Source organism: Pseudomonas abyssi, assembly GCF_003444685.1.
In the GTDB taxonomy this organism is placed as follows: Bacteria; Pseudomonadota; Gammaproteobacteria; order Pseudomonadales; family Pseudomonadaceae; genus Halopseudomonas; species Halopseudomonas abyssi.
On sequence record NZ_LMAZ01000007.1, the window covers coordinates 70,071 to 83,785 of the forward strand.

General features: G+C 59.8%; 11 protein-coding genes. 2 read left to right on the top strand and 9 right to left on the bottom strand.

Annotated elements, in window-relative coordinates; translation table 11 throughout:
• Positions 1–7: 7 nt before the first annotated feature.
• Positions 8–1,948: an ATP-dependent zinc metalloprotease FtsH gene (gene ftsH / locus ASB58_RS16755; protein ID WP_118131723.1), complete on the bottom strand. Its 1,941-nt coding sequence runs from the start codon at positions 1,946–1,948 to the stop codon at positions 8–10.
• 183 nt (positions 1,949–2,131) lie between these two features.
• On the bottom strand, positions 2,132–2,761 hold the full coding sequence (gene rlmE, locus ASB58_RS16760; RefSeq protein WP_118131711.1) for a 23S rRNA (uridine(2552)-2'-O)-methyltransferase RlmE: 630 nt from the start codon (positions 2,759–2,761) through the stop codon (positions 2,132–2,134).
• Between the two features lie 78 nt (positions 2,762–2,839).
• On the opposite strand from rlmE, the gene yhbY reads away from it, so the two are divergent.
• Positions 2,840–3,154: a ribosome assembly RNA-binding protein YhbY gene (yhbY, locus tag ASB58_RS16765; RefSeq protein WP_096006113.1), complete on the top strand. Its 315-nt coding sequence runs from the start codon at positions 2,840–2,842 to the stop codon at positions 3,152–3,154.
• A 12-nt stretch (positions 3,155–3,166) separates the two neighbouring features.
• Here yhbY and ASB58_RS16770 read toward each other — a convergent pair whose 3' ends face one another.
• Genes ASB58_RS16770 through carA form a run of 4 tightly spaced genes read right to left on the bottom strand, consistent with a single transcriptional unit; the run spans position 3,167 to position 8,450 of the window.
• Complete coding sequence (locus tag ASB58_RS16770; protein WP_118131712.1) at positions 3,167–3,592, bottom strand: DUF4149 domain-containing protein; 426 nt, start codon at positions 3,590–3,592, stop codon at positions 3,167–3,169.
• Positions 3,589–4,062, bottom strand: coding sequence for a transcription elongation factor GreA (gene greA / locus ASB58_RS16775; protein WP_096006115.1), 474 nt, complete (start codon positions 4,060–4,062; stop codon positions 3,589–3,591). Before greA ends, ASB58_RS16770 begins: the two co-directional genes overlap by 4 nt.
• Before the next feature lie 3 nt (positions 4,063–4,065).
• Positions 4,066–7,281, bottom strand: a complete 3,216-nt coding sequence (carB, locus tag ASB58_RS16780) for a carbamoyl-phosphate synthase large subunit (protein ID WP_118131713.1) — start codon at positions 7,279–7,281, stop codon at positions 4,066–4,068.
• A 32-nt stretch (positions 7,282–7,313) separates the two neighbouring features.
• Complete coding sequence (carA, locus tag ASB58_RS16785) at positions 7,314–8,450, bottom strand: glutamine-hydrolyzing carbamoyl-phosphate synthase small subunit (protein ID WP_118131714.1); 1,137 nt, start codon at positions 8,448–8,450, stop codon at positions 7,314–7,316.
• A gap of 351 nt (positions 8,451–8,801) precedes the next feature.
• Here carA and ASB58_RS16790 point away from each other — a divergent pair, with 351 nt between their 5' ends.
• Positions 8,802–9,578: a hypothetical protein gene (locus tag ASB58_RS16790; RefSeq protein WP_118131715.1), complete on the top strand. Its 777-nt coding sequence runs from the start codon at positions 8,802–8,804 to the stop codon at positions 9,576–9,578.
• Positions 9,579–9,649: 71 nt separating this feature from the next.
• On the opposite strand, the gene dapB is transcribed toward ASB58_RS16790, so the two are convergent.
• From dapB to dnaK, 3 genes are all read right to left on the bottom strand, one after another.
• The gene (dapB, locus tag ASB58_RS16795; protein ID WP_118131716.1) at positions 9,650–10,456 is read right to left on the bottom strand and encodes a 4-hydroxy-tetrahydrodipicolinate reductase; all 807 of its coding nucleotides are present in this window, start codon (positions 10,454–10,456) and stop codon (positions 9,650–9,652) included.
• 14 nt (positions 10,457–10,470) lie between these two features.
• A complete protein-coding gene (gene dnaJ, locus ASB58_RS16800; protein ID WP_096006120.1) occupies positions 10,471–11,604 on the bottom strand; it encodes a molecular chaperone DnaJ in 1,134 nt (377 codons plus the stop codon).
• 123 nt (positions 11,605–11,727) lie between these two features.
• Positions 11,728–13,650: a molecular chaperone DnaK gene (dnaK, locus tag ASB58_RS16805; RefSeq protein WP_118131717.1), complete on the bottom strand. Its 1,923-nt coding sequence runs from the start codon at positions 13,648–13,650 to the stop codon at positions 11,728–11,730.
• Positions 13,651–13,715 lie beyond the last annotated feature (65 nt).

Below are 13,715 nucleotides of genomic sequence, written 5' to 3' on the forward strand. Positions count from 1 at the left end.
TGCCGAATCAATGCTCCCCGGCCGGACCACCAATCGGACCGGCGCCCTTGGCCGACTCATCCGACTTGCTATCGTCACCCTCGTCACTGGTGACAATGGCGCCAGGGCCCGACTTACCGCCGTCCTGCCAGTCCTTCGGTTCACGCGGCACGCGACCGGCCATGATGTCGTCGATCTGCTGAGTGTCGATAGTCTCGTACTTCATCAGCGCCTCGGCCATCATGTCGAGCTTGTCACGGTTCTCGTCCAGCAGACGGCGCGCCGTGCCGTAGCACTCATCGATGATGCGACGCACCTCTTCGTCAATCTGCTTGGCGGTCTCTCCGGACACACCAGACAATCCGCTGCCACCGGGGCGCCCCAGGTACCCCGAATCTTCCTCTTCGGCGTATTGCAGCGGACCGAGCTTCTCGGACAGCCCCCACTTGGTCACCATATTTTTGGCCAGCTGGGTAGCCCGCATAATGTCGTTCGACGCACCGGTAGTCACACCATCAAAGCCCAGCGTCATCTCCTCGGCGATACGACCACCGAACAGCGAACAGATCTGACTGGTCAGCGCACGCTTGGACAGGCTGTAGCGATCCTCTTCCGGCAGGAACATAGTCACGCCCAGCGCACGACCGCGCGGAATAATGGTGACCTTGTAGACCGGGTCATGCTCGGGCACGAGGCGACCAACAATCGCGTGACCGGATTCATGGTAAGCGGTGTTGAGCTTTTCCTTCTCGGACATGACCATGGACTTGCGCTCGGCGCCCATCATGATCTTGTCCTTGGCCATCTCGAACTCACCCATCTCCACCAAACGCTTGTTAGCACGCGCGGCAAACAGAGAAGCCTCGTTCACCAGGTTGGCCAGATCGGCACCGGAGAAGCCAGGCGTACCACGGGCGATCAGCGACGGCTTGACGTCATCACCCAGCGGCACCTTGCGCATATGTACCTTGAGGATCTGCTCACGACCACGAATATCCGGCAGCCCAACGACCACCTGACGATCGAAGCGACCGGGACGCAGCAGAGCCGGATCCAGCACGTCTGGACGGTTGGTAGCCGCTATCACGATGATGCCGTCGTTCGGCTCAAAGCCGTCCATCTCAACCAGCAACTGGTTCAGGGTCTGCTCACGCTCATCGTGACCACCACCCATTCCCGAGCCGCGATGGCGGCCGACCGCATCGATCTCGTCGATAAAGATGATGCACGGCGCGTGCTTCTTGGCCTGCTCGAACATGTCGCGCACACGGGATGCACCGACACCCACAAACATTTCAACAAAGTCGGAACCGGAGATGGTAAAGAACGGCACCTTGGCTTCGCCGGCAACCGCCTTGGCCAGCAGGGTCTTACCGGTACCCGGCTGACCGACCATCAGTACACCACGGGGAATATGACCACCCAGGCGCTGGAATTTGCCCGGGTCACGCAGGAACTCGACCAGCTCCTGCACGTCTTCCTTCGCCTCGTCACAGCCGGCAACGTCAGCAAAGGTGGTCTTGACCTGGTCCTCAGTCAGCATGCGCGCCTTGCTCTTACCGAAGCTCATCGGGCCACCACGGCCACCGCCGCCGCCCTGCATTTGCCGCATGAAGAACATGAAGATCGCGATAATGATCAGGATCGGGAAGCTGGCAATCAGCAACTGGGTCCAAATGCTCTGCTGCTCGGGCTGCTTGCCTTCGATGATGACGTCGTTGTCGAGCAGATCGCCAATCAGGCCGTTATCCTGGATCGCCGGACGTACGGTCTTGAAAGACTCGCCACTGCGCTCGCGCCCGGTGATGATATAGCCATCCACCGTCACCCGCTCGACCTGGCGGTTCTCTACCAGATCAAGGAACTGGGAGTAATTCAGCGTATCCGGTTCCTTGGTACTACTGAAGTTGTTCATCACCGTGACCAGTACGGCGGCAATGATCAGCCACAGGATGAGGTTCTTCGCCATATCGTTCAATTCACTACCCTCTTGCCCCCAGCACCATTGCGGGAGCCTTGCTGAGTCTGTTGTCCACGCTGCCCACATTACACCAGTTTAGGCCAACTCGGCAGTCGACGCTGTGTAACGCCCTGTGTCGCCAGACATCACAGACTGCATCGGCGGCACCATGGTTCCGGCACGGCAGCCAAACTACTGACCCGCCCCCTTGAAGCCACGGGCCAGCAGATAGGTTTCACGCGAGCGACCGCGCGAGGCGTCGGGCTTGCGAGTTACCAGCTTGTCGTACTGTCCGCGCATTTCGCGGAAATATTCATCAAAACCTTCACCGTGGAACACTTTGATCAAAAAATCGCCACCCGGGCGCAACACCCGTGCCGCCATGTCCAGCGCCAGCTCGCACAGATACATGGCCCGCGGCTGATCAACCGCGGGGGTTCCACTCATATTGGGGGCCATATCGGAAATAACAAGGTCTACCTGCGTATCACCGATGGCGGCAAGGATCGCCTCGAAGACGGCGTCCTCGGTAAAGTCGCCCTGGATGAAGGTGACATCGGGAATGCTGTCCATAGCCAGAATATCCGAGGCAATGATGCGTCCTTTCTCGCCAATCAGCCGCGCAGCGACCTGGGACCAGCCGCCGGGCGCAGCCCCCAGATCAAGCACGGTCATGCCCGGCTTGAGGATGCGATCACGCTCCTGAATCTCCAGCAGCTTGTAACTGGCGCGCGAGCGGTAACCGTCCTTCTGCGCCTGCTTTACGAAGGGATCATCAAAATGTTCCTTGAGCCAACGCTTGCTTGTCTTGGACTGTGCCACGGAATACCTCGTGCAGCGGGCCACGCCGCCGGTTAAACTAGTGCATCACACACTTAATGAATTTTCATACGGAACATTATGGCGCTCAGCTCCGCACAGAAAAAAGATCTCAAGCGCATCGGCCATCATTTGAAGCCGATCGTCATTATCAGTGAACAGGGTATCAGCGAAGGCGTACTGGCCGAACTGGACCGTGCGCTGAACGATCACGAACTGATCAAGATTCGCGTCACCGTCAGTGACCGTGACGCCAAGCAGGCCCTGATCAACGAGGCTTGCCAGCAAAGTGGCGCCGAGCTGGTTCAGGTCATCGGCAAGATGGCTATCTTGCTGCGCCGGGCCAAAAAGCCCAACCCCAACCTGTCCAACCTCAAGCGTTTTCAGGGGTTCTGAGCCGGCAGCGCATCAGCCCCGCACCTCGTCCGGGCGGGGCTGGACCGCCAGCACCAGGCCAGCGAAGGCAACCACCAGATAGCAGAAGATCCCGTACAACGGGTTCGGCTGCAGACGAAAGCCAAAAAACGCACCTGCCGCCAGCAATACCAGCACCAGCATCTGTACCCGCAGATCGCGCCAGCCAGCACGTCGCAGCCCCAACTGAAGCAACTGCAGCGCACCGGCAACCAGCGCAATCAACATGACCGATGGGCGCAGCACCGACGCTGCCTCGTCGACCAGCAGGGGCGCCAGCCCCATATGCTGCAGGCCGGGCAGCAGAATGAAGTGCAAACTCCACACCGCACCCACCCAGAGCGTCAGCAGCAGCTGCCAGGCAATGCGTCCGGCGCTTTGCCGCGCCGGACCACCCGTGCTGGCAGCCTGCTCCGTCACAGGTGCTGGACCTCGACGATTTCGTACTCGACGACACCGCCGGGCGTTTTCACCGCCACGATTTCGCCTTCTTCCTTGCCAATCAAGGCGCGGGCGATGGGCGAGTTGACCGACAGCTTGCGCTGCTTGATGTCAGCCTCGTCATCACCGACGATCTGATACACCACTTCCTCGTCAGTATCGACGTTGGCGATGGTCACGGTAGTGCCAAAAATGACCTTGCCGGTATGGGCAATACTGGTCACGTCGATCACCTGCGCATTGGACAGGCGGCCTTCGATATCGCGGATGCGCGCCTCCACCATCCCCTGTTGCTCGCGGGCAGCGTGGTATTCGGCATTTTCCTTGAGATCCCCCAGCTCGCGCGCTTCGGCGATCGCCTGGGTGATCTGCGGACGCAGTTCGGTCTTCAGGTGTTTCAGTTCGACTTCGAGGGCTTCTGCGCCCTGCTTGGTCATTGGGTACTTCATGAATCAGATACCTTTGTGCAGATCCTGGAGGCGGCGTACTGCGCGCTCCGGACCAAATTTCAGTGCAGTGCAGACAGCCTCGCCACCGGCCAGCGTGGTGGTGGAGTAGACCTTGTGCTGCAACGCGTTGCGACGGATGGAGTAGGAGTCAGCAATCGACTGGCGCCCCTCAGTGGTGTTGATCACCAGATCGATCTCGTCGTTCTTGATCATATCCACAATGTGCGGGCGGCCTTCGGTCACCTTGTTGACGCGGCGTACGGTCAGGCCTGCGGCCTCCAGCACCTTGGCGGTACCGGCGGTGGCGACCACCTCAAAGCCCAGCTCGATCAGGTCGCGGACAACATCAACCGCGAACGGCTTGTCATCTTCGCGCACGCTGATAAACGCGGTACCGCTGGTCGGCAGTACTTCGCCGGATCCCAGCTGAGACTTGGCAAACGCCTCACCAAAGCTGTCACCCACACCCATGACTTCACCGGTGGACTTCATTTCCGGGCCGAGGATCGGGTCAACACCCGGGAACTTGGCGAACGGGAAGACCGCTTCCTTGACGCTATAGTACGGCGGCACCACCTCTTCGGTGAACCCCAGTTCCTGCAGCGACTTGCCGGCCATCACGCGGGCGGCGATCTTGGCCAGCGACTGACCAATGCACTTGGACACAAAGGGCACGGTCCGGGAGGCTCGCGGGTTGACCTCAATCACGTAGATGGTCTCACCCTGCACCGCCATCTGTACGTTCATCAGGCCGACAACGCCCAGCTCCAGCGCCATCTTGCGCACTTGCTCGCGGATGTCGTCCTGAATGTTGGCCGGCAGCGAGTACGGCGGCAACGAGCACGCTGAGTCGCCGGAGTGTACGCCGGCCTGTTCGATGTGCTGCATGATTGCACCGATCACCACGTCTTTGCCGTCGGATACCGCATCAATGTCAACTTCGATGGCGCAATTGAGGAAGTGGTCCAGCAGTACCGGGCTGTCGTTGGAGACCTTGACCGCTTCACGCATGTAACGCTTGAGCTCTTCTTCCTGGTAGACGATTTCCATCGCACGACCGCCCAGCACGTAGGACGGACGCACCACCAGCGGGTAACCGATGCGCTTGGACAGGGCCAGTGCTTCGTCTTCGCTGCGCGCCGTCGCGTTCGGCGGCTGACGCAGGTTCAGGCGCTCGACCATCTGCTGGAAGCGCTCACGGTCTTCAGCGCGGTCAATGGCTTCCGGGCTGGTACCGATAATCGGCACGCCGGCCTCTTCCAGCGCGCGCGCCAGCTTCAGCGGGGTCTGACCACCGTACTGAACGATGACACCCTTGGGCTGCTCGACGCGCACGATTTCCAGCACGTCTTCCAGGGTGACCGGCTCGAAGTACAGACGATCAGAGGTGTCGTAGTCGGTAGAGACGGTTTCCGGGTTGCAGTTGACCATGATGGTTTCGTAACCATCTTCACGCATCGCCAGCGCGGCGTGTACGCAGCAGTAGTCAAACTCGATGCCTTGACCAATGCGGTTCGGACCGCCACCCAGCACCATGATCTTGTCGCGGCCGGACGGATTGGCTTCGCACTCTTCCTCGTAGGTCGAGTACATGTAGGCCGTATCGGTGGCAAACTCGGCCGCACAGGTATCCACGCGCTTGTACACCGGCAGCACGTTCAGCTTGTGACGGTGACGGCGCAGGTTTTTCTCGCTCACCGCCAGCAACTGGGCCAGGCGCTGATCGGAGAAGCCCTTGCGCTTGAGGCGGAACATCAGGCTGTAATCGATATCCGCCAGCCCCAGGGTTTTGACCTTCTCTTCTTCCTTGATCAGATCCTCGATCTGCACCAGGAACCAGGTATCGATCTTGGTCAGATCAAACACTTGCTGCAGGGTCATACCGGCGCGGAATGCGTCAGCCACATACCAGATGCGGTCCGCACCCGGAACAGTCAGCTCCCGGGTCAGCTCGGTCATGACGTCACCAGCAGCCGGGTCGACTTTGGGATCAAAGCCGCAGACCCCCACCTCAAGACCACGCAGCGCTTTCTGCATGGACTCCTGGAAGGTACGACCGATTGCCATCACCTCACCCACCGACTTCATCTGAGTGGTCAGGCGCGCATCGGCGTTGGGGAATTTTTCAAAGGCGAAACGCGGGATTTTGGTCACCACGTAATCGATGGACGGCTCGAAGGACGCCGGCGTACGACCACCGGTAATGTCGTTCTGCAACTCATCCAGCGTATAACCGACAGCCAGCTTGGCGGCGATCTTGGCGATCGGAAAGCCGGTCGCCTTGGAGGCCAGCGCCGACGAACGGGAGACGCGCGGGTTCATCTCGATGACGACCATACGGCCGGTATCCGGGCAGATACCGAACTGCACGTTGGAGCCACCGGTTTCAACGCCAATTTCACGCAGTACCGCCAGCGAGGCGTTACGCATGATCTGGTATTCCTTGTCGGTCAGCGTCTGCGCCGGCGCGACGGTGATGGAATCACCGGTGTGCACACCCATCGGGTCGAAGTTTTCGATCGAGCAGACGATGATGCAGTTGTCCTTCTTATCGCGGACAACCTCCATCTCGTACTCTTTCCAGCCAATCAGCGACTCGTCAATCAGCAGCTCGTTGGTCGGCGACAGGTCCAGACCCCGGTTGCAGATTTCTTCGAACTCTTCGCGATTGTAGGCAATACCGCCACCGGTGCCGCCCATGGTAAAGGACGGGCGGATAATGCACGGGAAGCCAACCTGCTCGAGCACGCCATAGGCTTCAGCCATACTGTGTGCGATACCCGAACGCGGGCACTCCAGGCCGATGGACTTCATGGCCTTGTCAAAGCGCGAGCGGTCTTCCGCCTTGTCGATAGTGTCGGCATTGGCGCCCACCATCTCGACGCCGAACTGCTCCAGCACGCCGTGCTTTTCCAGGTCCAGCGCGCAGTTCAGCGCCGTCTGGCCACCCATGGTCGGCAGCAGCGCGTCCGGACGCTCCTTCTCGATGATCTTGGCCACGGTCTGCCACTTGATCGGCTCGATGTAGGTCGCGTCAGCCATGGCCGGGTCGGTCATGATGGTCGCCGGGTTGGAGTTGACCAGAATGACGCGGAAGCCTTCTTCCTTCAGGGCCTTGCAGGCCTGGGCACCGGAGTAGTCAAACTCACAGGCCTGACCGATCACGATAGGACCGGCGCCGAGGATCAGAATGCTTTTGATGTCTGTACGTTTTGGCATAGTCGTTTACAAATCCTAGGGTGTACCGGGGTTCAGGCGCGTTTTTTCATAGCGTCGATGAAACGGTCGAACAGCGGTGCCACGTCGTGCGGGCCCGGGCTCGCCTCAGGGTGCCCCTGGAAGCTGAAGGCAGCCTTGTCGGTACGCTCGATACCTTGCAGGGTGCCATCGAACAGCGACTTGTGGGTCGGGCGCAGATTGGCCGGCAGGCTGGTTTCATCGACCGCAAAGCCATGGTTCTGACTGGTGATCATCACCACACCAGTGTCCAGATCCTGAACCGGGTGGTTGGCGCCGTGATGGCCATGCCCCATCTTGACGGTCTTGGCACCGGAGGCCAGCGCCAGCAACTGGTGACCCAGGCAGATACCGAACACCGGGATGTCGGTTTCCAGAATCTCCTTGATCGCCGCAATGGCATAGTCGCAGGGCTCCGGGTCGCCCGGGCCGTTGGACAGGAACACGCCATCCGGCTTCAGGGCCAGCACCTCGGAGGCAGGTGTTTGCGCCGGCACCACCGTCAGGCGGCAGCCGCGCGCCACCAGCATGCGCAGAATGTTGTACTTCACACCGTAGTCGAAGGCGACAACGTGGTGCGGCAGCTCAGCATCGCTCAGCTCGGGGTGGCTGTCAGTTTCCAGGTTCCAGACACTGGAGCGCCACTCATAGCTCTCCTTGACCGAGACTTCCTTCGCCAGGTCCATGCCTTTCAGGCCCGGGAAGCCGCGCGCCAGCTCCAGCGCTTTCTCTTCAGAGATATCATCACCGGCCAGCAGACAGCCGTTCTGAGAACCCTTTTCACGCAGAATGCGCGTCAGACGGCGGGTGTCGATACCAGCAATGGCGACAATGCCGTTCTCACGCAGGTAGTCATCCAGGGTCTGCTTGCAGCGCCAGTTGCTGGCGAGCAACGGCAGATCACGAATAACCAGACCGGCAGCCTGAACCGCGTCGGATTCGATATCTTCGGGAGTGACACCGGTGTTACCGATGTGGGGATAAGTCAACGTCACGATTTGACGCGCATAGGAGGGATCGGTGAGGATCTCCTGGTAACCGGTCATGGCCGTGTTGAACACGACCTCGCCAACACTGGAACCGTCGGCGCCGATGGACTCACCGCGAAAAATGCTGCCGTCGGCGAGTGCGAGAATGGCTGGCTTGGACAAGAAAACCTCCGAAAGAACTGACACATTTCACTAAACGCGGGCTGCACAAAAGCGGGAATGAAGTGGTGAACACAACATCCCGCTCGCAAAGGCATTGTCAGATACGCGCTGAATAGACAGATTAGCGCAATAGTTTAACGACTCAAGGGTGAAATATCCACTGCCGTGGCCCTTCCCGCCACCCGGCGGCGCGTCAGTCGCACATCTTCATTATCCGACTCGTCTGTGTTACAACACGACTTGCTAACCGCCGGGCAGGAGCCCAGAACAGACGGCAAAGACCGTCACCAGAGCGCCCTTGAGCGCCTGGACAACACAACAAGAACAACACAGGACTCGGGGACACCTAACATGCAAATGCACTTGAAACGCATCCTTGTGCTGCCGTTGCTACTCATCGCCGCGCTGGCCCATGCCGACCCGCTCCGCCTGCAGGCCCTGCATGAATTCCGCAGCGAAGGCTTCGAAGCGGGCACTTACCTGCTGATCGACAACAACCTGTACGAGCGCGTACGCGAACCAGGCAACCGGGAAATCTACAACACCTCCCTGCGCCGTATGGACGCTCTGCTGCGCCAGATGAACAATCCTGGCGACCTGCGCCCCCTGTACAACGACCTCGTAGCCCTGATCCGCGAACTCGAAAACATGCCTGAAGACCAGGCCCATTACAGCCTTGCCACCGTCAACCGGATCATGATGGCCCATGGCAAGCTGGAAAACGCCGCCGCCGAGCTCTACAACACCGAGGCCGCCGACGCGCCGGAAGATCTGCTCGCCCTGCACCGCCAGAGCATCGAAACCCACCGCATTCTGCTGCTGTACCAGAACAACATGTTCAGCTCGGTCGGCGTCTACTTCCTGCCAAGCAAGGAAGGCATCTTTGATGAGCTGGACGCACGTATCCATGCTGGATCCGGCGAACTGAAGCGACTACTGCCAGAGCACGAGGCGACCTTCGAGCAGCTCGACAAGCAATACAGCTTCATCCAGCCGCGACTGATCAACCATCACGCCGACTGGGTACCCACCATTGCCGCGTTCTATCTGAGCAAAAACACCCAAACCCTAGACGAGCTGTCCCGCGAGAAGGCCAACCTCGCCGAGGCCAACGCCGGCACTCCGTAACGCCAGGGGCAACAAAAAAGGCACCGCAGCTTGCGCTCGCGGTGCCTTTTTTCTGCACTGGATGGACGATCTCAGTCCTTCAAGCCCAGCACATCCTGCATATCAAACAGCCCCCGGTCACGACCAGCCAGCCACATGGCAGACCGCACCGCGCCCTTGGCAAAGGTCATGCGACTGGAGGCCTTGTGGGTAATCTCCACACGCTCGCCCTCAGTCGCAAAGAGCACCGTATGGTCGCCCACTACATCGCCAGCACGCACGGTAGCAAAGCCGATGGTCTGCGGGTCGCGCGCACCGGTTTGCCCTTCACGGCCGTACACAGCCACTTTTGCCAAGTCACGACCCAGCGCATCAGCCACGACCTCCCCCATACGCAAAGCGGTGCCAGAGGGCGCATCGACCTTGTGACGATGGTGCGCTTCAATCACCTCGATATCAGCGTCATCCCCCATCACCCGGGCTGCCATATCCAGCAGCTTGAGACAGAGATTCACGCCAACACTGAAGTTGGGCGCAAAGACGATAGACACATCCTTGGCCGCCTCAGCAAGCAGCGCCTTCTCCTGCTCAGAGAAACCTGTCGTGCCAATCACCATCGACTTGCCCGCCGCGCGGCAGACTTGCAGGTTGACCAGCGTCGTGGTCGGATGAGTGAAATCGATCAGCACATCAAAGTCGTCAACCACCTGCTTCAGGTCGCCACTGATCGCAACCCCCAGGCGCCCGACGCCGGCCAGTTCACCCGCATCAGCACCCACAAGGGAGCTATCGGGGCGCTCAATCGCTGCGGTCAGCGCAGCACCTTCAACCTGGCCAATCGCCTCGATCAGGATCTTGCCCATGCGCCCGGCTGCGCCTATTACCGCAATACGTCTCATGCTGCGCTCCTGACTCAGAATTTCATGTCTTCGAAGAAGTTTTTCACGCCATCAAACCAGCTCTTGGCGCGCGGCGACTGACTGGAGCCTTCTGCCTCAAGGGTCTGGCGCAACTCTTCCAGCAACTCGCGCTGACGCTTGGTCAGATTGACCGGCGTCTCGACCACAACGCGGCACAGCAGATCGCCAGGCGAACCACCACGCACGGGCGTCACGCCCTTGCCACGCAGGCGGAACAGCTTGCCAGTCTGCGCCCCTTCCGGAATCTTAAGCTTGACGCGGCCATCCAGCGTCGGCACCTCCAACTCGCCACCCAGGGCAGCATCGACAAAGCTGATCGGCACTTCGCAGTAAAGGTTTTTGCCATCGCGCTGGAAAATCTTGTGCTCGCGCACCGAGACCACGACGTACAGATCGCCCGCCGGACCACCGTTGACGCCCGCCTCACCCTCACCAGCCAGGCGAATGCGGTCACCGGTATCGACACCGGCAGGCACCTTGACCGAGAGGTTTTTCTGCTTCTCTACGCGGCCTTCACCATGACAGTCGTTGCACGGGTCGGTAATCATCTTGCCGGTGCCGTGGCAGCGCGGACAGGTCTGCTGCACAGAGAAAAAACCTTGCTGCATACGCACCTGGCCATGCCCACCACAGGTGGTACAGGTAACCGGCGTAGTGCCCTTCTTGGCGCCGCTGCCATCACAGGTTTCACAGGCAACCAGCGTTGGCACGCGAATGGTCACCGAGGTGCCACGTACCGCCTCCTCAAGATCCAGCTCCAGGGTGTAACGCAGGTCACTGCCGCGCTGCACACTGGACCGACCGCCGCGTCCGCCGCCACCAAAGATGTCACCAAAGACATCACCAAAGATGTCGGAGAAGTTACCGCCGCCAAAGCCGCCACCGCCGGCGCCCATGTTCGGATCGACACCGGCATGACCGTACTGATCGTAGGCCGCACGCTTGTTGGCATCGGTCAGCACTTCGTAGGCCTCGGTGGCCTCCTTGAACTTCTCTTCGGCCTTTTCGTCATCCGGGTTGCGGTCAGGGTGAAACTTCATCGCCAAACGGCGATAGGCCTTTTTCAGGTCGGCCTCGCTGGCGCCCTTCTCGACCCCCAGCACTTCATAATAATCACGCTTGGACATGTGTTCGATTTCCCTCAGAGAGTCACTCGGCACAAACGGCAACGCGGGAGAAGCTCCCGCGTTGCCAGGCAGAGTGGTCAGGCGGCACGTTCAACGCACCGCCCGGCCCGGTTCATCAAGGACTTACTTGTTGTCCTTGACCTCTTCGAACTCGGCATCAACCACGTCGTCTGCATCGTTGCCAGACTCCGCACCTGCCGCTGCGCCATCAGCCTGACCGGCCTGAGCCTGCTCGGCGTACATCTTCTGAACCAGCGGACCAGAGGCTTCGGACAGGGCGTTGATCTTGGCTTCGATCTCTTCCTTGTCACCGGTCTTGATCGCCGCTTCCAGATCGCTCAGCGCAGTTTCAATGGCCGCCTTCTCTTCGTCGGTCGCCTTGTCGCCTGCCTCGGTCAGCGTCTTGCGAGTCGCATGGACCAGCTGATCGGCCTGGTTACGCACGGTCACCAGCTCTTCGAACTTGCGATCCTCTTCGGCGTTAGCCTCGGCGTCACGCACCATCTTGTCGATTTCGTCATCCGACAGACCGGAGGACGCCTTGATCACGATGGACTGCTCTTTGCCAGTCGCTTTGTCCTTGGCGGACACGTTCAGAATACCGTTGGCATCGATGTCGAAGCTGACTTCGATCTGCGGCACGCCACGCTGCGCCGGCGGAATGTCGGCCAGGTCAAAGCGGCCCAGCGACTTATTCTGCGACGCCTGCTTGCGCTCACCCTGCAGCACGTGAATGGTCACGGCAGTCTGGTTGTCGTCAGCAGTCGAGAACACCTGCGACTTTTTGGTCGGGATGGTGGTGTTTTTCTCGATCAGCGCAGTCATCACGCCACCCATGGTTTCGATACCCAGCGACAGCGGGGTCACGTCCAGCAGCAGCACGTCTTTCACGTCACCCGCCAGAACCGCACCCTGGATGGAGGCACCAATGGCAACCGCCTCATCCGGGTTAACGTCCTTGCGCGGTTCTTTGTTGAAGAACTCGGCAACCGTCTTCTGTACCAGCGGCATGCGGGTCTGACCACCCACCAGAATCACTTCGTTGATCTCGGACACGTCCAGGCCAGCATCCTGCATAGCGATGCGGCAGGGCTCGATGCTGCGTTTGATCAGATCCTCAACCAGCGACTCCAGCTTGGCGCGAGTCACCTTGACGTTCAGGTGCTTCGGACCGGACGCATCTGCCGTGATATACGGCAGGTTAACGTCAGTTTGCTGGCTGGAAGACAGCTCGATCTTGGCCTTTTCAGCAGCTTCTTTCAGACGCTGCAGAGCCAGCGGATCGTTGTGCAGATCAACGCCGTTCTCTTTCTTGAACTCGTCTGCCAGGTAGTCGATCAGACGCATGTCGAAATCTTCACCACCCAGGAAGGTGTCGCCATTGGTGGCCAGCACTTCAAACTGGTGCTCGCCATCTACTTCGGCAATCTCGATCACGGACACGTCGAAGGTACCGCCACCCAGGTCGTATACGACAACGGTGGAGTCGCCACGCGCCTTGTCCATACCGTAGGCCAGAGCAGCGGCGGTCGGCTCGTTGATAATGCGCTTGACTTCCAGACCGGCGATGCGACCGGCGTCCTTGGTGGCCTGACGCTGGCTGTCGTTGAAATAGGCCGGTACGGTGATAACCGCTTCAGTAACCGGCTCGCCGAGGTAGTCTTCGGCGGTCTTCTTCATCTTCTTCAGCACTTCGGCCGACACCTGCGGCGGCGCCATCTTCTCGTCATTGACCTGAACCCAGGCGTCGCCGTTGTCGGCTTTGACGATCTTGTAAGGCACCAGCTTGATGTCTTTCTGTACGACGTCTTCTTCAAAACGACGACCGATCAAACGCTTGACCGCGTACAGCGTGTTCTGCGGGTTGGTGACCGCCTGACGCTTGGCAGACTGACCAACCAGGGTTTCGCCGTCGTTGGTGTAGGCGACGATGGACGGCGTGGTGCGCGCACCCTCGGCGTTCTCGATCACCTTGGCGGAACCGTTTTCCAAAATGGCGACACAGGAGTTGGTGGTCCCCAGGTCGATACCGATAATCTTGCCCATATGCTTCTCTCCGAATCTGGCTACCGCGTTCAGTCAGCGGCGCTGTTTATCTGTGCATGAACCCT

Bases quoted from the DNA above. Each gene is read 5' to 3' on its own strand.
- ftsH (WP_118131723.1), bottom strand. From the start codon at position 1,948: ATGGCGAAGAACCTCATCCTGTGGCTGATCATTGCCGCCGTACTGGTC.
- carB (WP_118131713.1), bottom strand. From the start codon at position 7,281: ATGCCAAAACGTACAGACATCAAAAGCATTCTGATCCTCGGCGCCGGT.
- yhbY (WP_096006113.1), top strand. From the start codon at position 2,840: ATGGCGCTCAGCTCCGCACAGAAAAAAGATCTCAAGCGCATCGGCCAT.
- dapB (WP_118131716.1), bottom strand. From the start codon at position 10,456: ATGAGACGTATTGCGGTAATAGGCGCAGCCGGGCGCATGGGCAAGATC.
- greA (WP_096006115.1), bottom strand. From the start codon at position 4,062: ATGAAGTACCCAATGACCAAGCAGGGCGCAGAAGCCCTCGAAGTCGAA.
- dnaK (WP_118131717.1), bottom strand. From the start codon at position 13,650: ATGGGCAAGATTATCGGTATCGACCTGGGGACCACCAACTCCTGTGTC.
- ASB58_RS16790 (WP_118131715.1), top strand. From the start codon at position 8,802: ATGCAAATGCACTTGAAACGCATCCTTGTGCTGCCGTTGCTACTCATC.
- dnaJ (WP_096006120.1), bottom strand. From the start codon at position 11,604: ATGTCCAAGCGTGATTATTATGAAGTGCTGGGGGTCGAGAAGGGCGCC.